Source organism: Mesorhizobium sp. L103C131B0 (genome assembly GCF_000502275.1).
In the GTDB taxonomy this organism is placed as follows: domain Bacteria; phylum Pseudomonadota; class Alphaproteobacteria; order Rhizobiales; family Rhizobiaceae; genus Mesorhizobium.
Map to the genome: position 1 here is coordinate 54,180 of NZ_AYXC01000017.1, position 23,801 is coordinate 77,980.

The window sequence follows — 23,801 nt, forward strand, 5'->3', positions numbered from 1 at the left end:
TGTCTGGACTTGTGAACGCGCTGGAGGGTGGAAGCTGTGTGGTTCGGCGGGGCCCGCTGCCCCGGCGGTCATGGTCCTGCCGGTAGCAGATTGCTGGCGATCGCCCGGAACAGACTTGCCTCGGGACAGGCGGCGGCGAAGGCCAGGCGGATGCGCGAGACGGTTTCGATGACGCGGGCGCCGAGCTTGAGCAGCCTGAGCCGCAGCGTAGCGAACTCGGCGTTGCGCAGATGATGGGTCGTGGTAGCGAGGAGTTCTCGGAGAAGTAAATGGCCGCGAGACCAACTATTACCGGACGTAGCACGTAGCTTGCCCATGCGTTCGTTCATGCAATCATTCCGCGCGATGTGGACCCGATCGCCCAGGCCGAGCTGTTTGCTGCAGCCGGCATTAAAGAGAGAGAATGCGTCTATTGCGGCGCGCTGGCCACCGACAAGGACCATTTGCGCGGTTTGGTGAAGGCTGGGCGCCCTTCAGGCCATTTCCACACCACCAGCAATCTGGTGCCGTCCTGCGGGCCGTGCAACCAGTCCAAAGGCGCAGCTGACTGGAAACGTTGGATGTTGAGCCAGGCCAAAGGCTCGCCAACTCGCAAAGGCACTTCGGATATTGCGGAGCGTATTGGGCGCCTAGAGGCGTTCGAGAGGGAGGCTGGCGCGGCCGAACCCATGTCGATTGAACGGCTCCGCGAGACGGTAGGCGCTGAGCTATGGGATCAGTATTGGCAGCGGCTGGACGACATCAAACAAATGATGACTGAAGCTCAGGCGGCGTCGGTCCAGATCGAGCGTCGGTTGGCCGAGCCCATGCCTGTGGGAACCAGCCGGCAATGAGTGAGGGACGCGTCATCCATAAACCGCCTGTTGTGGCAACAGCGTCTCATCAAAGGCCGAGCCGTGCATCAGACCAGCATGAGTAGGTGAGTATAAGAGATGTTTAGGTAGGTTATCGAACATTGCGTATTGCTCAGCATATTTTCCTAGTTTTGCACCCTGTTCGGTCTGGCAGTTGTAAAACATGATCACAAGCTCGAAGTCCGAGAGCTGCGCCCTTAGCAGCTTCATGTACCGAGCACGCACATTCGCCTCATCAATGAAGCGGATGACATTGTACAGGTAGCGAAAATAGTGGCCGAGGTCCTGCTGCCACTCAATCCAGAATGCTGAATAAGCGATCCTGATGGCATCCCTATCGGTCAATCCAAGCTCTTTGTCCTGTTCGAATTTGGCTCGCAGGATTTGGCTGAAGAACTTGAAGCAGTCCCGACCCTTGATGTCTCCCAGCTTGATATCCGACCTTCGAATATCGATGGAAGTGACGATCGTGTTGTGCAAGGTGAGCATCTGGAAAAAGGTGGATTCAAAGCTCTCGCGTTTCTGCGACGACAGCTGCTTTTCGAATGCCTGTTCGGCCTTTGCGGCCTCGGCTCTCGCCTCCCTGTTGGCGTTCTGCTGAAGGATAATGGTGACCAGCAGCCCGACGAAGGTCAAGAACGTCAGAACCGGGCCAATGACGCCGCCGACGAAGTCCCCAAACCATGCAAGCGTTTCCGCTTTATCCAGTTTGGCATACCCAAAGATAAAGATCCCGGCGACGATCAGGACCGACACGACAAGAATCTTGTATAAGCCGTGAGCGGAGTCACCGGCCTTTGGAGCGACAATCGCTTGGAACCCGTCGAACCCAGGCCACCGCTGAGTGCCGCGAGAATTTGCCCACACAAGAGCGACGAAGGCTATTATTGCCAGCCAAAAGATAACCCAGCCATTCATCGCATTTCCCTCAAACAGAGAAGTATCAGCCAAGATTGAAAGCCGCAATATTGTTTGGGGGTGTGATGGCGAACGGCTTTGGCGGCCATTGGCAATCCCCCAGAACGCAATGGACAGCGGTCGCATAACCATTGCCACAGGCGTCCCTTGGCATCGCTGGCAGCTGTTCCAGGCCAACCCGCTGAAACCGGATTACCGCGAGCTCGAGCCGATCTGCCTCGCTCTCGGTGTCACCTACGGTTATCTATTCGGCGAGCGCTATGCAGCACTTTGCTTTTCATGTATTCCGCGCGCCCTACACGCGCGGCTACTTTAACTTCCGGAAATACAGCGCTACACTGCACCTTGAACGAAATTCCGTTATTTAGCCGCTTGGGGGAGCATGATGGCCGGAGGAGGATTGACCGCTCTTGAGAAGAGCATCGTCAAGGCATTGCTGGCCAAGGGGGAGCGCAACCAGGATATTCACGCTCTCATCAACTACCAGCGCACGCCGACCGTCAATTTTGGCCGTATTTCCGGGGTCAAGAAAGACAAGAAGATTGTTCCTGCTACTGACGAGCAGATTGAGTTCTACAAAAAGCGGAAGCAGTCCTTCGACCCCGTCACCGGCCTGAATCTTTACGACGACGAGCGGTTAATAAGGGCGCGCGAGGCAATGATCCTTGCTGTCACCATCTTCAACAGCAGCACCTACAAATTCAAGACCGGCATGTTCGCCATTCTCGCGAACATCGCATGGACCTATCTTCTTCACGAGTTCCACCAGCGCAAGGATGGTTCGATCCTGAACGCAGATGGGACCACCTTTGCCCTGAGCCATATGCTTAGCAGAACAGACTGCCCGCTCTCCAAAGGCATTAAAAACAATCTCGCGACCATCAAGGCCATTCGGGACGAGGTCGAACACAAGCTATTGGGGCGTAGTGATCCGCGCTGGCTATCGCTATTCCAGGCCTGCTGCCTCAACTTCGATAAGACGATCGTTGAGCTACACGGCCGGCGGTTGAGCCTGCAGAACGAGATTTCCGTTGCCTTGCAGTTCGGCAAGCTCCAGATCGATCAGGCCGCCCAACTGCACCAGTATGACGTGCCCCAGCACATAGCCGCACTGGACGCGCTACTGACCGCGAAGCTCACCGAAGAGGAGCTGGCCGACTTGGAATATCAGTTCCGGGTCGTCTATACATTCGACAGCGTATCCAAGGGTAGTGCGCATATCCAGTTCCTCACGCCGGAATCCGAGGAGGGGAAAAGCGTCCACAACGTTCTGCAGAAGTACAAGATCTCCGATGAGCTCTATCCCTACAGGCCCGGAGAAGTGGCTGCCATGGTGAGCAAAAAAACGTCCAAACGCTTTACGCTCAGCGACCACACCGACGCTTGGAAAAGGCACAAGGTGCGTCCTGCCAAAGGCGACAAGACCAACAGGACGTACTGCATCTTTCACAAGGCTTATGATGGCTATACCTACAACGACGCATGGGTGGATCTGCTCGTTAGCGAACTCACAAAGCCGGCGAAACCCGGTGATCCAGGCAACAATGGGGATCTCTTTCCACCGAAAAAGGCTGCCGAAGCGCCGAAGGTTGCAATTGGTATCCCACCAGTGCTGACGACGCTCATGGCGCCGGGTAAAGGTCAATCCTGACCTCGGTCAGATCACTCTTGCCGTTTCGCTTCGTCGCTCGGATGTCGAGCAGGCTGCCCTCATGAAAACGCGACAGCCATCAAGGGCCTAACTTCGCGGCGGTGCGGAACCGCTTCCAAATATCCGTGGACAATCGCAATCGCCGATTGAGAAGCACATTGTAAATTGTTAAGCTAAAACAATTGTTTCGGATCGGAGCGCAACATTGCGGCAAAACCTCACAATGTGCCGAGGGCGCAAAAAATCCTAGCAAAAACAACCAACCGACCGCAGCACAATGTGCGCCCTTTTATCTTGCCGTCTTAATCGGTCGTATTTTTCGCGACTTGCTATCCATCGTCGTTCCTCCTCAAATCTAATATTCTATGCTCTATGCCACGATCTCGTACTCTTGCGTCGAGCTCTGATGCGCCGTGCAGTCTTCCGCGCTCTGCGACGGGTAGTTGCGCTGCTAATTCGCAGCGCCGAAACCGTCGCGGCGCACTTTTCCATCGGACTGACGGAGCATCGTCACAGGCAATCCGGCGCGGTCCGGCCGTCTCGCGATCGCACTGCCGCAGGCAGCACAACGTGCGCTCCGTCGTTCCTGTCTGCATCTTGTCCCATTCGCCGGAGCGGATCTCCTAGATCAGTCGGCGTCCGAGAAAAATGCGGCCGACATGAGTTCGAACTGCACTCGCACCGCTCAGCGGCGCTACAATACATTTGAGATGCTTGACGAGGCTAGCTGATGAATGCTCGTTTTGACCGCAGCCAGATCGTCGGACTTGGGGCGTGTCGTTGGCCACCAACGGGATTATGATCATCGCTTCGGATGGCGACCGGGAGACGCTAAGGTTGCGGCGCCGCCCACCTAACGACGGATTCAACGAATGAATCGACCATCTTCTGAACGCTTTGGCTACAGCGGTCCTGATGCTGAAATCACACTCCGCGAGGATGCCCCAGAGAGTCTTCGCTTCGCAATCGTTCAGATCACACACAACACAGGGAGCAGTTGGAAGGTGGATTCGTGAGCAGGTTTGTGCGGTGCTCTTTGAAGTTCCAGACGACAACAATTGGTCCGATGCGAATGTCCGTCGTGAAGTCGTTGGCCTGATCGCCGATTGCCAATGGTTCAAGGTGTATGACATCGCTGAGACCCTTTGGCGCGGGCTTAGTGACGACCCAGAAAATCAGGATCGATATCGGGAGGAGCTCAACCGGTTCTTCCGCGAAAAAGGCATTGGCTGGCAGCTGGAGGAGCACAAAGGCCTTACGTTCCGAGGCAGCGAGGGCTTTTCGGCCGTTACAGCGAAGGCGCTGCAAGTGCTCAAGCAAAGTGACAGAGCGACAGCCGCCAACGAAATTAGAGAAGCAGGGTGATCTTTCACGCCGCCCAATTCCAGATCGCACGGGCGCAATCCAACATGCAGTTGCCGCCCTCGAAGCAACCGCACGCCATCTCACTGGGCAGCCGAACAAGAACCTCGGACAGCTCGTCGACGCACTCGATTTGCCCAAGCCACTTGACCAAGCTCTGGACAAGCTCTGGGGGTTCGCTTCACAGTACGGACGTCATCTCCGGGAAGGAGAGATGCCGGACGACGACCAGGCTGAGTTGGTTGTGAGCATCGCCTGTGCCGTTTGCATTTTCCTGGTCAGTCGTAAGCCGGAATAGCAGCGGAGGGACGCTCCCTAGTGAACTGGACTGCCATCGATTTGGGTTCGTGCTGTTGGATATCGACGAGAGAGGCCTCCAGCCGGAAATGGGGCAAGTGCATTTCGATGGAAGAGTGTGGGCACGGTCCTCCGTAGGTGATCACTAGCCAACCTTTGCCGTAGTTTGACGTGACCGACAAACAATTCGATGCCGCTTCGGTTGATATATGACAGTTCGTTCAGGCCATGGACCTCTGCGCACTAAGTTCGGCTCGGATCGCGCCGAGCTTGTGTATGGGCAGCAGTCTGACGGCAGTTTGGTGCACATCTCGATGGCCGTCCACGGGCTCAGGTGCGACTGCGTCTGCCCCGGAAGGTGCGGCAGTCGCCTCGTGGCCAGGACATTGGCAGAGACGCCACATTTCGCGCACCATCATCGCGATGCCTGTGGCGGAGGGCCTGAAACTGCCCTGCACAAGCTAGCCAAGCAGATCATCAAGGAACGCCTGCTCTTGTTCGTCCCAAGGCGGATCGCGAACCACGGGAGCGTTGAACAGGTCCTTCCAGGTCGAGAAAAAATACAACTCGAGTCGGCGACTCTCGAATTCCGTGACCCGCAGCAGATAGTCCCCGATCTCTATGTCACCCTCGGCGGACGAAAGCTGTTTGTAGAAATTGCGGTGACCCACCCCTGCGGCGAAGAAAAGATTCGACGCATCCGCCAACACGGCGTTGCGGCGATAGAAATCGACCTTTGGCACATACCTAGGGATGCCGCGCTAGAGGTGGTTGCCGACGCCGTAATCCGCTCGGCCCCCAGGAAATGGCTGTTCAACGAGGCGATCGACCGCGCTGTTGTGGAGCTCCAAAAAGAAGCTACCGCAGCAATGGGGGCCGCTGCGAACAAACTGACGGCCGACGCTCGACAGAAAGCCCGCGCCTACAACATCGCTCTGGACTCAATGCCGGAACCTCTACCCATATCGACCATCGATGTCTTGCGTGGAATCGGCCTGGACAAACACATCGGGTTAGAGGTTGCCGGGTATGGCTGCTTCACCACGCATCCCAGCCTTGAGGCGGCCATCGAGGCGCTAGACAATCGCTTTGCTGCGCCATGGAAGGCTGTGGAATTCTATCTGAAATATCTTACCGGAGTCGGCGTCGCGCTGGATTGGACGCACGGTTTCGCAATTTCGCCGGCTGTGGCCTCATCTTGGTTCGATCAAGTCATGGAAGAGATGAGCAGGTCTTCCGCCCGAACGGGGATCGAAGAAACGGTACGATGGCTTCTTGACCAGCTGCCTGACGAAGAACGCGGCGGTATGACGGTCGAGGATTGGCTGAACATGATCAACCCGGAGACAGCTGAACCGTACGCCGCCCTGCTGGCAAGCACCGCACGATGCAACCAGTTGAAGCTGAGTTGCGCGCCATCGTTGGCCTTTTCAACGGCACTCGCACTGACGTACGTGAACTTTTGGGCCTTCCGATTGCAAACGAATGCGATCGTCGCCTGGCTGTTGTTGCCACGAAGGAGGCGGAGAAGAAGGCCAGAGCTGCCGTGCAAGCTGAGACAATCAAAATCAATCGGCAGAAAGAGCTTGCGGAGTACGCCGAAACGGTACTCAACGACCCCGGCGCATGGCTGAACGAGTCACATCCTGATCTTGACGGTCGCTCGCCTTCGGAGGCCGCCTATCATGGCTATCACGCCGCCGGGAAGGCGCGTGAAATCCTTTCCGCGATTGAACGCCGCCAACGGGCTGACCGTGACAACCTAGCCGAAGCAAATTTGTGGCGTCAGAAATTGCGGAAAGCGGTTGAACAGCGATTGAGCAAGGATGAGGCCGAAGCGTTCCTGAGCGACAGAGATGAGGATTACAATCGCTCGACAGCCACCATCTTCTGCCGAGACGAGGCAAGCTTTCGATCGGTCCTCCGTAAGCTAGAAATCTGGATCAACGCGTTCGTCTCTAGGCGCCACCACCCATTTTGAGATCTGCAGGCTTGTACAGCCCTTGAGACCAAGGGTTTGAGAAACAGGCCAGAAAGGGCTGGCGGACACACGCACCACCCAGTCCGGCCTTAAGCTACGCGGATTTTTAGCCTAAGAACCGCGCGAAAAAGCCAGGTCTTGGCACGCGGCGCATGACAATAGTGCCGGCCGTACTCAATGCGGCTTCGGCCTTTCGGTTGGTCCAGTAGTGACCAGAGAGCTCGCCGGTCCTTGCGATGAACTCGACAATGCCGGCCCCGTAATGCTGTCTCACGTCAGTCGGTTCAAGACTGGTGTTATCCAACTGTTCATAGACGTAGCTCAGCTCTGGCCGATCTGGCTTTGCCCAGCGTGGACGAACGAAGCGAGTGCGGCTCACTTTTTTTGTTCCGTCCGGCGTAATTTCGATCGAAATGTCGAACAGGCTCGATTCTATCGTGACAGTCGCCTTGGTAACCAATTCATCGGCTTGTGTCAGTCCCGTGGCGAGAGCATCGAAGGAAGGAGCTTCGCGCTTAGCGGCCAAGTACAAGCGCTGCACCTTGGGCCAGTTGGACCGAATTTCGGCACGCCATTCCCCGTCAAGCCATGGAAACCACCAGTATTTCGCAAAAGTTATCCAGTGCAGAACGCGCAAAATTGGTCGGATACTAAGCAGCACGATCGCGCAACTGATGAATAGTGCAATTTTGGAAGTCCATTCAAAAAGATCTCGGGGACTTGCCGCATAGCCAAAATGGAGAATTCCCACGCAGAACGCCACGATTACCAGCACGAGCGTACTCAGAATCAGACTGCGACTCATTGCGAAGATCATTGCAAAGCCCCCTCACTCCCGGCCGCGATCGCGTGCAGCACGGTAGAACTCCTCTTTACCTCGATGGAACACGGCCAAGCCGAAGTCACGACTCGAAATGCCGGTGGCCAGCACCCCGGGGAGCGTCGATCCAAACAACGCTGCGAGATAACGCCCACCGAAGCGTTTCTTTCTGTCAATGCGTGCCGCAGGAACGATAGGTGGCGAAAAATATTGAGCAACCCTGGTCACTTCGAGGTTTGGCTTAAGAACATGAAAGCCATCATGAAGTTCATGCCAAGGATGCGAGATCGCCGCCAACGCTGTTGCAGTTTCGGCATCATCGGTGAGATTGCTTGTCGGGCGCAGCGAAATGATCGGCAAGTATTCAGGAGATTCCGCCACTATCAACCCAATTCCGGAGAAATCTGACCCTGCGCGAACGTCGACTTCCTCAAGAAGGCTCACCAGTTGCTTGATCAATTTTTTGGGTGCGGCCGACGTCATGGTGCTGAACTGCGCGCTTTTGGAATCGAATGCAAACCGTTACAACATTGTGTTTGTGCGAGCTGATCTGCCCAATTTTTTGGTTACCTGAAGCTGGGGTGGTCCAGAGGCGCATGGTAGAAATCCATTCGACTTTCAGACCAAGCCTGTCCTGGCGCGCCATCCTGGACCCGATCGGATCTGAAAGTGGCGCAAGGTCTAGCACAAACAGCCAAAACGGCAAAAAATCAAGCCTTCGTCAGACTCCTGTAGATATCGCGCCTATACTCCTTGAAACCCCTGCGTGCCTCGCCCATGTTCAGATCAAAGTAAGAATCGGCCAGGTGGGGAATGACTCTAGCAAATGCGCACGCGCTTTTTTACGGCCTCAAAGCCGAGCCGAGCTATCTGGCGAACCTAGATGTAAGCGACGATGAACGCGCACAACTGATGGAAGCGCGCAGTGAAATTCGCGCGACATTGAAGGCCGCGGCATCACAAATCCAACTGACCGACAACTACTGGCAGGATTCGTATCGTCAGAAAGTCAACTGGCGGCAACGACCCGAAATCCAAGTCAAGTTCATGACCCAAGGCAGCTTCGCCTACCGGACGCTCAACGAGCCCGCGCAAAAGCCCAAGCAAGAAATCGACCTTGACGACGGCATGTACGTGCCCGTCCAGTTCATCGCCAACGGCGAACCCGCACTTGCCGCGAAAGGCTTGTTCGAGTTTGTGGATTCAGTGCTGATACCGCTTTGCGACGCGCGAGGCTGGGTCCGTGATACGACCAAAGCTTGTTGTGCAAGGGTGAAATTGTGGCCGGGTGCTCACATCGACATTCCGATCTATTCAATCCCACAGGACCGCTTCAATCAACTTCGTGAAAGTCTCGCAAAGGCGCATATAGCCGTAGCAACACGCGGTTCCGTTAAAGGTGGCTGGAAACTACCTTCAGATAAGATCATGTTGGCTCAACGAGACGGGAGTTGGGTTCAGTCCGACCCGCAGATGATACACGATTGGGTCGACGGCCGATCGGAGAGATACGGGCCGCCGTTTCGACGTCTTTGCCGTTTCTTCAAGGGCTGGCGCGACTACACTTGGGAGAAGTCGGTGCTCTCCTCGATCTGCCTGATGCGTGCAATCGACATGGCTCTCTCGGAACTCCCGGGCCTTCCGAGAGGCGATCGCGACGATGAGTTGATACTGGAGATTGCGAAGCGCCTGCCCGGTATATTCGACGGAACGATCGTCAACCCGGTTCTGTGGCATCTTTGCATCAATGACTGGAGCGACCAAGATCGCAACGAGATCGTAAGAGGCGCGGTCGCGCTTCGAGGTGAAATGGAAGCCGCCCTCGAACGCACGGGCGACGCAGAACAGGTTGTGCTGAAACTGCGGAACCGTTTCGGCACGCGCATCCCTTATCGGCCCGACGCGATTAAAATGGCGCCAAAAATTTCAGCGATCCAAAAGGCGGCGGCCGCGGTTGTCCCCGCACCGCGTATTATTGCTTCGACTTCGGGCTAATGAATTCAAGGGACGCACTGGCTATCGTCGATGCGACCTTGCGCAATGCCGGCTTCGCTCCTGCCGGTGTAGGGCCAGCCGATTATGACGGCCAGATAAGAGTGCATGGCAGGCCCGTCGATGTTTCCATATCGATCCCCGATATGCGCTTTGCAACTCGCCCTCGGATCACACTCAAAGATCGCACTCAGATTCCGGTCGAAACTCTCGCGCATGTCGAAGAGGAGACCGGGATTTGCTATGCCTCCGGGGCTGGGCTTCCTTTAGATCTATATCAGCCTGGCGAGGCGATTTTGCGAGTGCTCGAAGAAGCGAGCAGGACACTGGAGCTTTCCTACCGAGGGAAAGGCCCCGCCGAGTTGATAGACGAATACCAATCTTACTGGAAGTCAGACCTGACAGTGCGCTGCATGCTTCCGCGAGATGAGGTTGCAGATGGCAGGCGTGCAACTCTCTTTCTTGCCAAGCGTGAAGGCAAGGTGGAATTTCTATGCATCTCAAGTGAAGAGAAACTACGCGGCTACGAGTCAGCATTTCCCCGTGCAGTTGAGTTCTGGCGAACGGAAAAGCTCGTTGGGCCTATAGGTATCATGATGGCGCCGCGGACGCTCGCAGACCTCAAGAAGTGGCTGGTAGGACATCCTGATCTGCACCGCGATTGGCGAAGGCTTGTGCAGTTCCTATGTGCGGACAACTGTCTCTTTATCTCCGCGCCAAACGCTCTGCTTGGCATTTCCGTCAATTTTCCGCAAGACCTCAAGCATGCAGTGTCGAAAGGTAATATACGTCAACAGGCGCTGCTTGGTATCGCAGAAACGCTAGCCACCAAAATCACTCTGGACAGATATTCGGGTCAATGGTCGAGTCTGACTGACGTGACAAATCGAAACAATCAAAGCGAAAATACCCTGCAGCAAAAATCGATAGCCCTCATTGGCTGCGGCACGATCGGTAGCAATCTTGCTCGCATGCTCGTCCAGATAGGCGCGGGCAGTTGCAAGCCTTTTAGCCTCTTCGACAACGAAGTTTTGGCCCAAGGCAACATCGGGAGACATTTGCTTGGCTTTACCGAGATCGGAAAACCAAAAGCCTCAGCTGTCGCGGCCGAGCTAGAGCGGTTTCACCCGCAGGTGCATGTAGCTGCCTACGAGCAAGATGCGCTCGAACATTTGGACGTGCTGGGTAAACATGATCTGATAATCGATGCGACAGGGTCCTGGAACGTACAGTCGGCCATCAACGAATGGTATCTAGATAACTCCGCCATTCAGACTAGCGCACTTCTTCACTCTTGGGTGTTTATGAACGGCGCGGGCGTGCAGAGCTTTCTCAATTTAAGAGACGAGTTCAGTTGCTTCCGGTGTTTGAAGCCCGTCTTCGATGGACCTTGGCGCTTTCCGGTCGGAGACGAGAAGGACGAACTGAATTTGCAGCCTGCGACTTGTGGGGACGGCTCATTCATCCCCTTCACGATCGACGCGCCGATGATGGCAGCCAGTCTGACAACGCGTGCGGCGCTCGATTGGGCTAACGGCCATCCGGGTCCGCGGCTCAGGTCCGCTGTGGTCGATCTGCGCCGCGGGCGGGTGCAAGGACCACGTTTTCCGAGACCTTCTGAATTCTGCCCCGCATGTGCGTCGAGACGAACGTCAGCATGACGCAGGTACTGGTGCCGAAATCGGTCTTGGATAAAATTCGCGAACACGAAAATAACTGGCCGAGACTAAGCGAACGCGGCGGTCTTCTCCTCGGCTACCGCAAAAACGATGCAATTCAGATCGACAGCGCTACCTTCCCGGGGCGGTGGGACTATGCCACTCCAACCCTCTTCCGGAGATCTGAGCAAGGTCACAAGCTTCGGGCCCTTCGAGAGTGGGTGCGCTCGGGGCAGACGATCGATTGGGTTGGCGAATGGCATACACACCCAGGCGGAGTAGCCGAACCGTCCTTTGTCGATCGGCGCAGTTGGCGGCGCATCGCGGGTCATACAAAAAGACTGATGGCTTTTCTGATCTTCAACGACACTCAAATGTATGCTGGTTTGCAATCGCCGCACGTGAGTCGCGTTAAGAAGCTGACGCTCGACGAGGAAAACGACGTAGCGAAACTCTTTACCTAAACGTTTGGCGTAAAATCAACTTGCCGCTTGACCGCCAAGCTCCGCTACTTTGAAGCATGCGTTCTTCATTCGTCAGTTAGCTTGAAAGCTTCAGAAAGTTTGGCTTGAGAAAGTCGCTGCTGCCAGCCTTAGTTGCCTCTGAAACGCGAGGTTTACGGGATCTCGCTCGCATAGGAGGACGCGGGATACGCGTGTTGGTGCGCTGAAAAGGGCGATTTGCGAAACTCCTCTCAGCCCATGCAGTGGTCCACGGAGCTAACCGGAAATATAACCGGCATGGATAGCGGTATGATTCGCATCTTTTCCCATGAAATCCGGCATATACAAGCGGCATGAAATGCGGCATAATTTCCGGCATGGGCACTAGCGCGATGGAACCGATGCTACCCGAAGAGGGTGTGCGCGATCTTGAGGACACGACAGCGCAGTTGCTGTTGGATGCCGGCCGCCTTGCCGGCCGCATGCACCCGATCGTGCGGGAGACTGTTGGTGCGCTCGTGCGCTCGATGAATTGCTACTATTCAAACCTGATCGAGGGCCACGATACTCATCCGCGCGACATCGACCGTGCGCTAGCAAATGACTTTTCGAGTGAACCCAAGCAGCGCGAACTCCAGCAGGAGGCTGTTGCGCATATCTACGTGCAGCAGTTGATCGATGAGCAAAAGGATCCGGAGATCTGGCCGGCGACTGCAACCTACGCTCGCTGGCTGCATGAGCGATTTTGTGAGCGGCTGCCAGAAGAGTTCCTTTGGGTCGAGAATCCTGACACGGGCGAACGGCTCCGAGTGGTGCCTGGCCAGTTAAGAACCCGCGATGTCCGTGTTGGGCGTCACGAACCTCCGCTTCACGGTGACCTGCCACGATTCCTCGCCCGGTTCGATCAGGCTTATACGGCCCCAACTCTATCGCGCCTACGTCAGGTCCAGTCTGTTGGCGCTGTCCATCATCGCTTCCTTTGGATCCATCCCTTTCTCGACGGCAATGGGCGTGTTGCGCGACTGATGTCACACGCACTCCTGAAAAGGCTTGGCATTGGCACAAGTCTTTGGTCGGTCGCGCGCGGCCTTGCGCGTGAAGAGACCCGTTACAAACAGTTGCTGATGGCGGCCGATGGTCCTCGGGAAGGCGACCGCGACGGGCGCGGGAACTTGACACAGCGCGGTTTGGTCGCCTTCTCACGATTCTTTCTTGAACGCGCGCTCGATCAGATCGCCTTCATGGGCGAGTTGCTTGAGCCCGACGTGTTACTGCGCCGGATGGAACTGCATATCGAGGAAGAAGTCCGTGCCAAGCGGCTGCCACGAGGTAGTTTCGTGGTACTCCGAGAGGCAGCGCTCAATGGCGAGGTCGAGCGCGGCCGGGTGCCGTCTCTCACTGGCTACGAGGAACGCGCGGCGCGGATCATCAGTTCGGCGCTGATCGATCGGGGCATGCTGACATCGTCGAGCAGTCGGGCACCGCTTCGGTTGGGTTTTCCGGCCAATATAGCCGAGCGCTGGTTTCCGAGGCTTTATCCGCTCGATGCAGGGTCAGGGCCGTGAGCGGCGCCGTCCCCCTTATCCGACGGTTCACGCCGATCTCCCGCCAATATCAGGACGCAGATGTCGATCTTGAAAACATCTGGACGATCCTCGATCGGGGTAAGCGCCTTGAATGGGGATCGCTTCGCGACGCTTATCGATGCGTGATCCTTGCCGATGCCGGCGCGGGCAAGACGTTTGAGCTTAAGGCGGAGGCGGAGCGTCTTGCGGCACGTGGCCGCAATGCCTTCTTCATCAGGATCGAGGATATCGACGAGGCGTTTGGGGCCGCGTTCGAGGTCGGCAAGCCGGAGGCTTTCGAGGCGTGGCTAGCGGGAACCGGCGAAGCTTGGTTCTTCCTCGATTCCGTGGACGAGGTCAGGCTCGAGGCGCCGCGCGCGTTCGAGACGGCCATTCGCGCCTTTGCCAGCCGTATCCACGATGCACGGCAGCGCGCGCATGTCTATATTTCGAGCCGGCCATACGCTTGGCGATCTAGGATCGACGGTGCGTTGATAGAAGAACTGCTGCCCTATGAGCCGCCCGTACGCGAGGCGACCGGCGATGAGGCCGAGCCCGAGGTGTCAGCGGCCAAGAACGATGCCAAGCCGGGCCTTGAACTCTTTCGACTTGCTCCACTTGACCCCGACGATATCCGCATCTTTGCCGGCCATCGGGGAGTGAGCGATGCCGACGCGTTGATCGAGGCGCTCGAACGCACCGATCTATTCGTCATCGCCCAGCTTCCGTTCGATCTGGAAGACATCCTCGCCGTCTGGGGGGAGACCGGCTCGCTTGACAGTCGCCTGGCGGTACTCGAACGCGGTCTCCGGCGCAGACTTGCGCCTTCAGCCGGCAGGCTCGTCACACTATCGTTAGAAAAGGCGGTGGAAGGCGCCCGCCGCATCGCGATTGCAACGACACTCACCGGCGAGGCCAACATTCAGATGCCCGGGGCCTCTGGCGGGGGGATCGATGCCGTCGCAGTTCTGCATGACTGGACGATCGCCGAGATCCTTGAGCTGCTCGGCCGGGGAGTGTTCACCGACGCGATTTACAAAATGGTGCGCTTCCGCCATCGCGAGAGCCGCGAACTGCTGGCGGCGCAGGAGTTGGCCGGCGCGCTGGCGAACCCCGAGCTTCGCGCCAAGATTGAGGCTTTGCTATTCCGCGAAGTCTACGGGGAAGCCGTGGTCGTGCCGCGCACGCGTCCGCTGCTACCATGGCTCATCCTCTTCGATGAGCGCGTACGAGATCGGGCTCTCGCTTTGCAACCGGAGATCATCACCGAAGGCGGCGATCCAGCCCGCCTGCCGATCGAGGTTCGGAAGCGCATCTTGCGCGATCTTGTCGAGCGCATAGCCACTGGAGACTCACGCGGTGGCGACAACAGCGCGATTGCCAGGATCGCACAACCCGACCTTACCGATGAGACGTTGGCGTTGCTCGGCGCCTATGGTGACAATGATGACGTCATCTTCTTCCTCGGCCGGTTGGTGTGGCAGGGTGCTATGGCGGTCGCCGCCGAACGACTGTCCCCAGTCGCGCGTGATCCTGACCGTGGCATCTACGCGCGTATTGTTTCGACCCGTGCGGTCTCGACGATCGGCGGTGCTGACGCTGGCAGGGAGTTATGGTCTGCGCTGAATGCATCCGGTGTAGTGCTGCCGCGCCGGCTTTTGGGCGAACTTGTCGATGGGGCGCCACCAGATCTCGCTTCGGTCGACCTTTTGCTCGCGTCACTAGAAACGGTCGAGTCGCACGAACGATTCGAGACCACAGGCCTTAGTCAGGCTATTCGCAGTCTGATCGATCGGCTACCGCTAACCAGCGACACTGCCCCGGAGCGGCCATTAGTTCGACTCATCGAGGGATTGGCCGATTTCCTCGCGCGCGAACCGCATATCCAACGACGCGAATGCAAGATCTCGGAAACCCTCCGCTGGCTGATGGCGCCGGCAATGCATGCCGTCGAACGCCTAATCGTCAGCCGCTCGCAAGCCTGCTTCGACCCCGCCCCGCTGGCGGTACTGAGCCAGGCGCCTGCCCTGCGACATTGGGGCGCCAGCGAAGAACACGAGCATCGGACCAAGCTTAACAAGTTAGTCCCGCGGTGGACGGCACTGAATGATGCACTGTTCTGGCACACGGTCGCGATGGTACGCGAAGCACGTGAGGACACTGACAAGCCGGTGGACGACGACTGGACCGTCAGTTGGATGGGTCACTTCTGGGCATTTGACGAACCAAGCTTCTCGCGCACGCTTGGTTGGACCAGAACGCGAGACTTAGCTGATGATCGTTCGCTGGCATTGTCCCGGACGTTTCGTACCTATGCGCAGAACCGGCGTCCTCGTAGTTGGCGCCGGCTTCTGTGGCGGTCGGTTGGCGGCGATCCTATTCTGGAATCCAAACTCAAGACCTTAATGCGCCCGATGGCGTCGCCAGAGCGGAGGCGGTGGCGCGCCAATGAGCGCAAATGGGCACAACGTCGCCGCAGGCGCGACGAGAATGAGGCGGCCGGCCGGGCGGCGCTCGTCGCACGACTCAAGGCAAATCCCGACCTCGTGCGCGAGCCGGCTGGCCTAGAACCCGGACAGATGAGTTGGGACCAAGCTCATCTGCTGCAGAGTGTTGAGGGCGATGGGATGCGAATCAGCCGCGGCGCTGGTAGCAAATGGCAGATGCTCATTCCCGAATTCGGCGAGGCGGTCGCCGTGGCTTTTCGCGATGGTGCTCAGCTACATTGGCGCGCCTATCGCCCAACCCTGCGCTCAGAAAATGGCGGTAGCAACTCCATTCCCTATGCGTTGATCTTCGCAATGGCAGGGCTCGAGATCGAGTCCGGCGATGATGGGAGGGGCCTGACCCAGCTCGGCAACGACGATGCGTTGCATGCCCTGCATTACGTCTTCTCCGAGTTGAATGGTTTTCCGCACTGGCTTGAACCGCTCTACCGTGCCCATCCTGAAGCCGGTTTCGATCTGATTTGGGGCGAGACGCGCTGGGAACTGGCCAATAGCGGTGCCAAGCCGATGCATTACATGCTCCACGACCTGGTCTACCACGCGCCTTGGCTACACGCGGCCTTGGCACCGTCGATCCATGATTGGCTGTCCGAGCATGGTGCCGCGAATGGCGATTGCCTGCGCCATGGATGCACGATCATGATCAGCGGTGGACTTTCGACCGCCTCTCTCGCCGCCCTCGCCCGTCGTCGTGTTGAGGACGCGACTACTCCCGCGAACCAGTTTGCCAGTTGGCTCGCCATGTGGGTGGATTGCGCTCCCGACGCAGCGATCCCGGTCCTCGACGCTCATCTCGAATCGCTCTCGTCGCCCGACGACGCACGCTTTGCCGAGGAGTTCGTCGTCTCTCTCGTAGGCGGCAGTTATCAGTCGGGCTTGTCGACTAGCGCCTGGAAAAGTCCTCAATTTCTCAAAGCGCTCTATGTGCTGATGCACCAACATATCCGATCGAGGGAAGACCTCGATCGTGCGAACGGCCGCGTCTATTCGCCCACGACGCGCGATGATGCCCAAGATGCCCGTAACAGTTTGTTCAATCTCCTTTCGGCGATCCCAGGCGAAGCAACCTATCGGGAGATTTTGACCCTTGCCGAGGATCATCCCGAGCCGAGTTACCGCGTACATATGCGCCGCCGGGCTTATGCCCGAGCGGTGGAGGATAGTGACCGGGAGTGGTCGCTCACCGACGCGCTGATCCTGAGTGGGCAGATGAGGCGCAAAGCAGCCAATTAAACGTAAAATATTCGGGGCTAGTATTGACCCGCGCTACCGGGCTTGGGTGCAACTCAGAAAGGTCGAAGAGAGTGCGCGAACATACGCGATTCTGCCGGTGCGGCCGTCTGAGTCCCTTTGATACCAGCGCCGGGACTCGGTTGAAGCAAAACCAGATCTAAACCGCATAAACTCACCGCGAATGGTCCGTTAGCAGACGATCTCTACAACAGCGCTGTATTGGCGGTAGCCCTCTCCCGACTCGAACCCCCGAATAAGCGGTTCGATCATGCTTGCATCACTGTATGTCCAGGGCCGTCAACTTCCTTCATGAGCGCGCGAAATTCAGCTGGAGGCGCAAGGCAGAAAGTTCGAAAAGCTTCCAGGAACCCCAGCGCGCGCGCCGCCGGAAACTGGCCGAGAATGATGGCGGAGCCGCAGCAACGAAATTGATGGCGACGCCGGAGACAATCTGGCCACCCCAATGGGTGATCGAGGCGAAACTGTGCACCAGCGCGAACAATGACGGCGGTGAACCGCGGCCGCCCAGGCGCCGCAACCGCCAGGCAGGCGAGCAGCAACGGCCCGGAGAACACCAGTTGCTCGGCGGCGATGGTGCGGGCCGCATCCCGCACCGCCATCATGACGGCGCCCGCCGAAGTGAGCATGGCGACTAATCGGACAGCAGGCACAGCATTCAATCCCCGAAGGCGTCAGTCTACGTTCGTAAGAGACATATGGCGCGGCGCGAGCGCTGCGGCTGTACGACAGACGAAAGCGGTTCTCAATCCGAGGCGATGCCGTTCTTGATCCGTGTGAGGCGGCTTTCGCCTTCCTCCGGGCCGAAGCAGCTTTCGACATCATTGCATTCCCGGCAACTGGGCGCGCTGCACAGCGAAAAGCCTTCGGCCTCGCAGAGCTTGCGATAAAAGTATTTTTTCCATTTCATGTTTTGGGTGTTGCCGGCCGCCAGCGTCGGAAAATGCGAGGCGAGCAGGCGGCCGAGGTCGCTTCGACTAAAAAGGCCAAGGTCTTGCCAGAGGTGGTCATTGCGCATGGCACGCCGGGCGATGATCTTGGCGAAGCGGGCGCTTGCCTTGTCGTCGGGCCGGGCATGCGCCAGCAGCAGTCCGCGCAGAAGTTCTTCTTCCAGATCCGGCTCAGGCTCGCTCCCCTCTTCCAAGGCAAACGCGTTGATAGGAAAAGCAGGGAAACAGCGGGACAGGACATCGCGCAACTCGGCGCGCGAAAGTCCGGTTGCCTCCGTCGCCGTCGCCTCGCCGGCCTCGATCTCCTCGAGCGCACGTGAAAGCACACAGGCAAGCACATGCTGGTCGAACCTTCTCTCCAGCTGCGGCCATTGGCCGGTGCTGAGCCGGGCATAATGTTGGGCAAATATGGTGCGTTCTCCTGGTTTCGCCCTATCAAATCATGCAGAGAGCCGGCCTGCCGCAACATGGGTCGGGCAGTTCTTCGGTACGGCACTCCGGGTCGCCTCGCGTCGAGTAGTTCGGCAATTCTCGTCTGGTCCATCGTCTCTGACGCAAATTCTGTGATTCGAAGAGGTTCGCGAACCCCTGCCCTGCCGTTTGCGCCTCACGGGAACACTGGCGCCGGAAATGCCCCGCAGAGTTGGACGTGGACCGTGCAGGACAACGCCGCGTGCTGAGTGCGGCCACATGGTTCAAGCCGCCAGACTCACGGTTGAATGCCGTCTCATCCAGAGCGTCAGCGAGTGAGTTCCAGCGCACGTTCAGGACAGGATCGCGCGCCTCGTGATGCAGGCAGTTCCTCCCCTTCCGCAACTTCAATGTCACCAGGCAGGATGTAACCGTCATTATCGAGTTTAAAGATGTCCGGCGCTTGCGCCGCGCATCGCGCGTGGCCCTGGCATTTGGCCTTTTGGACGATGATGCGCATGGCGCTGCCTCCATTGTCTGTGCCCGGCTCGGGGCGGGCCTAAGACCAGTCCAGGACCAAATTTTCGATCCCGAACACATGGCCGCCAGAAGTTATCGGCGCCGTACCCTGCTTGATCCTGAAAGCCGGGATGCGCGCCAGCCACTCCTCCAGGCCAATGACAATCTCCCGCCGGGCAAGGTGTGAGCCAAGGCAACGGTGGGGACCATAGCCAAACGCTGCGTGGCGGTTGTCCTCCCGCTCCAAATCAATCGTGTTGGGGCATTCGAATTCCGCCGGGTCACGATTGGCAATCATCGTGGCGCAGGAAACATAGTCCCCCTTCCGGATCGGCGCGCCTTCGAAGTCGATATCTTTCGTGGCCACGCGGATCAACTGAATGGGCGGATAGGCCCGCAGCAATTCTTCGGTTGCGAGCGGGATGCGGTCCGGTTCGCTCCGCAGCAATTGCTGATCTTTGAGGTTGCGTGCGAGGTACGCCAAGTCAAAGCCTATAGCTGCTGCGACCGTGTCGAGCCCAGCGACGAAGACAAGCACGCCGATGCCGCGGACTTGGGTGTCAGTCAGCCGGCGGCCCTCGACCTGTGCCTGCACTATAAAGGTCATGAAATCGTCAACCGCCTCATCGCGGCGCATGGCTGCAAGTTCGTCGATGAATGCCACGATCGTCCGGGCAGCCACAGGTCGTTCCTTATCGTCGCCGTGGAGCAGATCTTTCCCCCAGCCGACGAATGTATCGAGTCGGTCATCAGGCAACCCCAGAAAGCGAAGAAAGGTGCTCACCGCGAAAGGAAAGGCAAAATCCTTCATCACGTCGCAGCTTGTGCGCGACGCGGCGATCCTTTCGATCAGCTCGACCGCCCGTTCGCGGACAGCCGGTTCCAAAGCCAACACCCGCTTTGGCGAAAGCAGCGGATTAAGCAGTGAGCGAAAGACGCCATGGGCCGGTGGATCGAGCTCAAGCGGGATCGTCGGCCAGTTCTCACCCAGTATGGAGGAGAAGATGCTGCGATGGCTGGAAAAAGTCTCTGCGTCCTGCAGCACCTTCCGCTGGTCCGCGGCACGGGTGATGACCCAGGTACCCCGGCCATCTTGCGTGTTGTAGCGGGAGTAAAAGATCGGAGGCCCGTCATGTACGCAAGCGACAGCTGCGTGTGGATCCCCGTTGGGTGTTGGTGGCATCCCTGGCGATGTAAACAGGCTGAAGTCCCTCACCATTTCGGGCGGGACATGATCTGGAACGGGGTTGGTCGCCATTTTGTTTTCTCTACATTGGCGTTCATGGCTCAATTGAGATTGCACCGCTGTTCATAAAGTCGATTTCCAGCATGGGCACGTCTCTTGTCGGGCGCCTTCTAGATTCTGTCGCCTGATACAGCCCACCTGCACCAGCGCGGATGAGATGGGTTGCGAAGTCGATCAGAGGGGCATCTCCGCCGCGCTCCGGTCATGAAGCAAAGCGGCCGCTTCCCCGTTAGGGTTGAGAGACTGGTCAATCACCTCTGCCCTGCTGATCAAATTGTCGAAGCAAGTCGCGTGCCGGATAGGGTAGCCATGGCGGTGCACCAAGCAATGCCAGCCTGCGCTGGGTCTGCCGCTGATGATCACCTGTCCATCATTCTTATGACAACGTCCGACAACCGACATCCGTGGTCGGTTTTGTCGAGCCCGCGACATCGGGCTGTTCGGCTTGGCTGTTGCTGCACAGCCTGCCGGTCGACGAGCGAGTAGATCGCTCGCACGGCCCGGATTGAGCAATGACGCGATCCAGCGCAAGGATCGGGTGCGGTCCGAGAAGACCCGACGGCGCTTGCGCGAGACGATCGGAAATATTAAAAAGGTCAAGCCGCGCTTCGGTTCGGCGCTGATGGCGTATGCGTTTTATCGCTCGCAGGCGCTGCAAGGCTTTTCCGGCAGACGGCGATGCACTCGTGCGCACCGGTGCCGACCGGCGACCAGCTTGACTGTATAGATGCGGTCCATTCCGGCGTGCATCACCTGACCATGCGCATGCGCTACGACGGCATCTTTTCCGCTCATGGACCTAGATTTGCTCGCGAGCCGCTGTCGGAACGTGGTGCTGAGTCCTATCGCTGCCAATTCAATCCGAGGACCTGTCGGCAGTCAACACACCCCTGGAGGTCGGACCGGGAACGCGTGGCAGACTCTCGGCCAGAAACCGCCAGTCGCTGCCCTCGCGTTCGCCTTCCTTGCGCGTGCCGAAGAACTGGATGATCATCTTGCCGTCCGCGCCATAGGCTTCAATGGACGTAACGTGACCATCCCTCGTCGGCTTGCGCACGGCCCAGACCTCGCGGATGCGATGGGTCCTAAGATGCAGATGGAAGGTCTCTTCGAGCACATTGATCCGCGGCCCGATCTGCTTGACCGACCTGATCGGGCCGGAATGGATCTGAATGCAACCACGATTGCCGACAAAGCACATGATCGGCATCTCGTCTTCGGCCGCCTGTTGGAACAGGGCGCCAATGGCATCATTGTCGAGTAGCCAGGCGTCATCCTCGTCGGCCATACGCATCGCCTGGCAGCGGCTGAGCTTCAGTGTCTTCAACATATGGTAGAACTGATGCACGTCGCTTAGCCGGCCCCAGTGCTCGCGTAGGTCGTCGACCGTGGTGGCGTGGTCTGGACTCACTGCGTTATCGCGCGCCCCGCTCGCCTCGAGCGATATGATCGGCTCCTGGTCGGGGGATACAAGCTCTGCCGTCAGATCCTGATAGGCCTGCAGGTTCGAGGCGGGCGTGAGATGAGCTTTGTGCATCGCCTCGCCGGTGGCATCAAAGAATTGCAGGCTGCGGCGGATCTCGGCCCCCTCGCGCTTCTCGACGGCGAAGCCATACGCCCACGCTTTCGGGAAGATGCGCAGGTCGATCTCGTCGCCGAGCAGTATGGCATGCTGGTTGCCGGTGACCACTTTGCCGTAGACGCCAATCTTTTGGTGCACGGCACTTTCGTTGCTGGTGACCGCCATCACCTCGCCGACCGCTTCGAGGCCGGTCAGCAGATCATCGACGCGCGGCTCGATGCGCACCGCGCCGTGACCACAATGCGCCGCGACCAACTCGGCTTCCGAAATGCCCAATCGAGCGGCGAGATCATGCTCCCGGATCTTCGGATTGTCTTTGCACGCCCGCCGGATTTCGTCGGGCGACGGTTTCTCGCGTTGGTCCATGCGTACCCCTGTTTCTACGACGTGTGAGGATCATCTGCCCTGCCCGGGAACCTTCAGCCGATAAGGCGCGCCGAAATGCTCGATCCTGATCTGCTGCTGGCCCATGAACAAGGTGTCGCTGGACAGCGTGCGCACGGCGTCGCACCGATGCGAAAACCGGCGAGCAGCCACATGCCGATGGCATCCCATCGAGCCGGTCGGCGGCTACTGGGCGGTGGTGAGCCAGTATGGATGTTGTCGCAATCGGCCAAGCGGGCATTCGGATGCCACGAGCGGCGCTGCTTTGCCAACAACGCGTATCTGACCACGGTCCTGACATGTTACTCCCTTGCTTCGCCCCATCCATCGCGATGGCACCCACGGCATGGTTGTGGATCGGCATGCTCTTGCCGTCTCGCCAAACGGAGCTTCAAAAACCGTGCCAATTGCGCCGAGGCAAGCTCAGAAGAAGTTCTGTCCTTGGTGATGTGAGTTCACCCAAGAACTCAGGCCAACATCCCTCGTGCCGGACCTGACAAACCCGACAGCACGTGTCGATTGGCCGACACCTTATCAGCAATCAAGAGGCACCAGTGCGAGAGATGCCGCGCTGTGTTGAAACGTTTTTTGGCTTTGGCACGGTGCATGCAACGTGATGGGCAAGCAGGTCGCGGACTGAGGAGAATGGAGCCATGATTACGCTCACCGACAACGCTGTTGCCGCCTTCAAGACTGCTCTTTGCCGTGCCAGCGAGCCGGCGGAAGGCTTTCGCATTATGGTCGAGGCCGGCGGCTGCGCAGGCTTCAAATACTTAATGGGCCTGGAGAGCGTGTCGCGCGAGGGCGACGCGATCACTGACACAGATGGGGTCAAGCTGTTCGTGGACGCGGGCTCCCAACCCCATGTAGCCGGCATGACCGTCGACTTCCTCACCGGGCTCCAATCTTCCGGTTTTGTCTTCGATAACCCCAATGCGCGCGAAAAGTGCGGCTGCGGCAAGTCCTTCAGTTAAACGCCCGAAGCGTCTGTGCGGCCGACAGAGTGATTTTGCGGCAGAGGAGACTTATATGGCCGGCACAACAGATGTCCCCGTCCTAAAAAACAAGACAAGGTCAAAGCCGATCTCGGGACCGCCATTCGCTCCCAGTAGGATTCAAAGAACGTCGCCTCCCGAAGCAGCTCGGTTCCTGGTGGCACCCGAGCTGCTTGCGGACAAATCGCGCCGCTGCGCCAAATTCGGCTCATCGGTAGCGTTATCGCGTTCGGGCGTCCGTACCTGCGGGCTGACCTACGGCCACTGCGAACATGTCCATATCGACGGAGATCCGGTTTACGTCAAACACTCCGGGCGCCTGCGCGCGCTGCCAGTTCAAATGATCATCAACGGCATGCGCCAGAGGCTCAACGAGTCGGTCTAGCGCTCGCGTCATTCTGTTTAACTGAGGATC

Annotated in this window: 20 protein-coding genes and 1 pseudogene; 11 read left to right on the plus strand and 10 right to left on the minus strand. The window is 58.1% G+C overall.

The genetic code is table 11. The annotated features are described in order from the left end of the window. Positions 1-68: 68 nt before the first annotated feature. Positions 69-443 (minus strand): transposase, encoded by a 375-nt coding sequence (locus X730_RS1000000169260; RefSeq protein WP_348633131.1) that lies wholly within the window; start codon positions 441-443, stop codon positions 69-71. Between X730_RS1000000169260 and X730_RS1000000165445 the strand changes: the two genes are divergently transcribed. Beyond that, positions 348-833 (plus strand): HNH endonuclease, encoded by a 486-nt coding sequence (locus tag X730_RS1000000165445; protein WP_023827177.1) that lies wholly within the window; start codon positions 348-350, stop codon positions 831-833. The two genes, X730_RS1000000169260 and X730_RS1000000165445, sit on opposite strands and share 96 nt — an antisense overlap. Positions 834-845: 12 nt before the next feature. Here X730_RS1000000165445 and X730_RS0134425 read toward each other — a convergent pair whose 3' ends face one another. Further along, entirely contained in the window at positions 846-1,898 is a 1,053-nt protein-coding gene (locus X730_RS0134425; RefSeq protein ID WP_196814841.1) for a putative phage abortive infection protein, read from the minus strand. Between the two features lie 274 nt (positions 1,899-2,172). Between X730_RS0134425 and X730_RS141500 the strand changes: the two genes are divergently transcribed. The 3 genes from X730_RS141500 to X730_RS141490 all read left to right on the plus strand — a co-directional run bounded on the left by X730_RS141500 (position 2,173) and on the right by X730_RS141490 (position 6,716). After that, positions 2,173-3,423, plus strand: coding sequence for a DUF3644 domain-containing protein (locus X730_RS141500; RefSeq protein WP_245261410.1), 1,251 nt, complete (start codon positions 2,173-2,175; stop codon positions 3,421-3,423). A gap of 939 nt (positions 3,424-4,362) precedes the next feature. Further along, complete coding sequence (locus X730_RS1000000168265; protein ID WP_280816029.1) at positions 4,363-4,788, plus strand: hypothetical protein; 426 nt, start codon at positions 4,363-4,365, stop codon at positions 4,786-4,788. A 668-nt stretch (positions 4,789-5,456) separates the two neighbouring features. Then, positions 5,457-6,716 carry a hypothetical protein gene (locus X730_RS141490; protein ID WP_155922505.1) on the plus strand — a complete coding sequence of 420 codons (1,260 nt, stop codon included), beginning with the start codon at positions 5,457-5,459 and terminating at the stop codon, positions 6,714-6,716. Between the two features lie 453 nt (positions 6,717-7,169). On the opposite strand, the gene X730_RS141485 is transcribed toward X730_RS141490, so the two are convergent. Beyond that, the gene (locus tag X730_RS141485; RefSeq protein WP_023827185.1) at positions 7,170-7,880 is read right to left on the minus strand and encodes a hypothetical protein; all 711 of its coding nucleotides are present in this window, start codon (positions 7,878-7,880) and stop codon (positions 7,170-7,172) included. 12 nt (positions 7,881-7,892) lie between these two features. Beyond that, complete coding sequence (locus X730_RS141480) at positions 7,893-8,366, minus strand: hypothetical protein (protein ID WP_023724567.1); 474 nt, start codon at positions 8,364-8,366, stop codon at positions 7,893-7,895. 330 nt (positions 8,367-8,696) lie between these two features. Here X730_RS141480 and X730_RS141475 point away from each other — a divergent pair, with 330 nt between their 5' ends. The 5 genes from X730_RS141475 (at position 8,697) to X730_RS141460 (ending at position 17,281) form a co-directional block, all read left to right on the plus strand. Next, positions 8,697-9,878, plus strand: a complete 1,182-nt coding sequence (locus tag X730_RS141475; RefSeq protein WP_023827186.1) for a cyclic GMP-AMP synthase DncV-like nucleotidyltransferase — start codon at positions 8,697-8,699, stop codon at positions 9,876-9,878. Next, on the plus strand, positions 9,878-11,536 hold the full coding sequence (locus X730_RS141470; protein ID WP_023827187.1) for a ThiF family adenylyltransferase: 1,659 nt from the start codon (positions 9,878-9,880) through the stop codon (positions 11,534-11,536). Before X730_RS141475 ends, X730_RS141470 begins: the two co-directional genes overlap by 1 nt. Beyond that, positions 11,533-11,997: a Mov34/MPN/PAD-1 family protein gene (locus tag X730_RS1000000165450; protein WP_050593865.1), complete on the plus strand. Its 465-nt coding sequence runs from the start codon at positions 11,533-11,535 to the stop codon at positions 11,995-11,997. The genes X730_RS141470 and X730_RS1000000165450 overlap by 4 nt, the downstream gene beginning before the upstream one ends. A 371-nt stretch (positions 11,998-12,368) precedes the next feature. Then, on the plus strand, positions 12,369-13,541 hold the full coding sequence (locus X730_RS141465; RefSeq protein ID WP_032910265.1) for a Fic family protein: 1,173 nt from the start codon (positions 12,369-12,371) through the stop codon (positions 13,539-13,541). Further along, positions 13,538-17,281 carry a hypothetical protein gene (locus tag X730_RS141460; protein ID WP_023827189.1) on the plus strand — a complete coding sequence of 1,248 codons (3,744 nt, stop codon included), beginning with the start codon at positions 13,538-13,540 and terminating at the stop codon, positions 17,279-17,281. Before X730_RS141465 ends, X730_RS141460 begins: the two co-directional genes overlap by 4 nt. Positions 17,282-17,673: 392 nt before the next feature. On the opposite strand, the pseudogene X730_RS1000000167700 reads toward X730_RS141460, so the two are convergent. The 6 genes and pseudogenes from X730_RS1000000167700 to hemP all read right to left on the minus strand — a co-directional run. Then, positions 17,674-17,780 (minus strand): annotated as a pseudogene (locus tag X730_RS1000000167700) (ABC transporter permease); the annotation flags it as partial. 264 nt (positions 17,781-18,044) lie between these two features. Continuing rightward, positions 18,045-18,659: a nitrogen fixation protein NifQ gene (locus tag X730_RS141450; RefSeq protein WP_032910252.1), complete on the minus strand. Its 615-nt coding sequence runs from the start codon at positions 18,657-18,659 to the stop codon at positions 18,045-18,047. 329 nt (positions 18,660-18,988) lie between these two features. Next, the gene (locus tag X730_RS1000000166610) at positions 18,989-19,180 is read right to left on the minus strand and encodes a ferredoxin (protein WP_081725572.1); all 192 of its coding nucleotides are present in this window, start codon (positions 19,178-19,180) and stop codon (positions 18,989-18,991) included. Between the two features lie 39 nt (positions 19,181-19,219). Then, a complete protein-coding gene (locus X730_RS141445) occupies positions 19,220-20,437 on the minus strand; it encodes a cytochrome P450 (RefSeq protein ID WP_031197232.1) in 1,218 nt (405 codons plus the stop codon). A gap of 844 nt (positions 20,438-21,281) precedes the next feature. Continuing rightward, on the minus strand, positions 21,282-22,373 hold the full coding sequence (locus tag X730_RS141440) for a hemin-degrading factor (RefSeq protein ID WP_023672205.1): 1,092 nt from the start codon (positions 22,371-22,373) through the stop codon (positions 21,282-21,284). A gap of 30 nt (positions 22,374-22,403) precedes the next feature. After that, positions 22,404-22,508 carry a hemin uptake protein HemP gene (gene hemP / locus X730_RS1000000167705; RefSeq protein ID WP_023672206.1) on the minus strand — a complete coding sequence of 35 codons (105 nt, stop codon included), beginning with the start codon at positions 22,506-22,508 and terminating at the stop codon, positions 22,404-22,406. 536 nt (positions 22,509-23,044) lie between these two features. Here hemP and X730_RS141435 point away from each other — a divergent pair. Continuing rightward, positions 23,045-23,365: an iron-sulfur cluster assembly accessory protein gene (locus X730_RS141435; protein ID WP_023672207.1), complete on the plus strand. Its 321-nt coding sequence runs from the start codon at positions 23,045-23,047 to the stop codon at positions 23,363-23,365. A 178-nt stretch (positions 23,366-23,543) separates the two neighbouring features. After that, complete coding sequence (locus X730_RS1000000168270; protein ID WP_023827193.1) at positions 23,544-23,771, plus strand: hypothetical protein; 228 nt, start codon at positions 23,544-23,546, stop codon at positions 23,769-23,771. Positions 23,772-23,801 lie beyond the last annotated feature (30 nt).

Bases quoted from the DNA above. Each gene is read 5' to 3' on its own strand.
- X730_RS141485 (WP_023827185.1), bottom strand. From the start codon at position 7,880: ATGATCTTCGCAATGAGTCGCAGTCTGATTCTGAGTACGCTCGTGCTG.
- X730_RS141440 (WP_023672205.1), bottom strand. From the start codon at position 22,373: ATGGACCAACGCGAGAAACCGTCGCCCGACGAAATCCGGCGGGCGTGC.
- X730_RS141470 (WP_023827187.1), top strand. From the start codon at position 9,878: ATGAATTCAAGGGACGCACTGGCTATCGTCGATGCGACCTTGCGCAAT.
- X730_RS141435 (WP_023672207.1), top strand. From the start codon at position 23,045: ATGATTACGCTCACCGACAACGCTGTTGCCGCCTTCAAGACTGCTCTT.
- X730_RS1000000165450 (WP_050593865.1), top strand. From the start codon at position 11,533: ATGACGCAGGTACTGGTGCCGAAATCGGTCTTGGATAAAATTCGCGAA.
- X730_RS141480 (WP_023724567.1), bottom strand. From the start codon at position 8,366: ATGACGTCGGCCGCACCCAAAAAATTGATCAAGCAACTGGTGAGCCTT.
- X730_RS1000000169260 (WP_348633131.1), bottom strand. From the start codon at position 443: ATGGTCCTTGTCGGTGGCCAGCGCGCCGCAATAGACGCATTCTCTCTC.
- X730_RS141445 (WP_031197232.1), bottom strand. From the start codon at position 20,437: ATGGCGACCAACCCCGTTCCAGATCATGTCCCGCCCGAAATGGTGAGG.
- X730_RS141465 (WP_032910265.1), top strand. From the start codon at position 12,369: ATGGAACCGATGCTACCCGAAGAGGGTGTGCGCGATCTTGAGGACACG.
- X730_RS1000000166610 (WP_081725572.1), bottom strand. From the start codon at position 19,180: ATGCGCATCATCGTCCAAAAGGCCAAATGCCAGGGCCACGCGCGATGC.
- X730_RS141475 (WP_023827186.1), top strand. From the start codon at position 8,697: ATGACTCTAGCAAATGCGCACGCGCTTTTTTACGGCCTCAAAGCCGAG.
- X730_RS1000000168265 (WP_280816029.1), top strand. From the start codon at position 4,363: ATGCCCCAGAGAGTCTTCGCTTCGCAATCGTTCAGATCACACACAACA.
- X730_RS0134425 (WP_196814841.1), bottom strand. From the start codon at position 1,898: ATGCGACCGCTGTCCATTGCGTTCTGGGGGATTGCCAATGGCCGCCAA.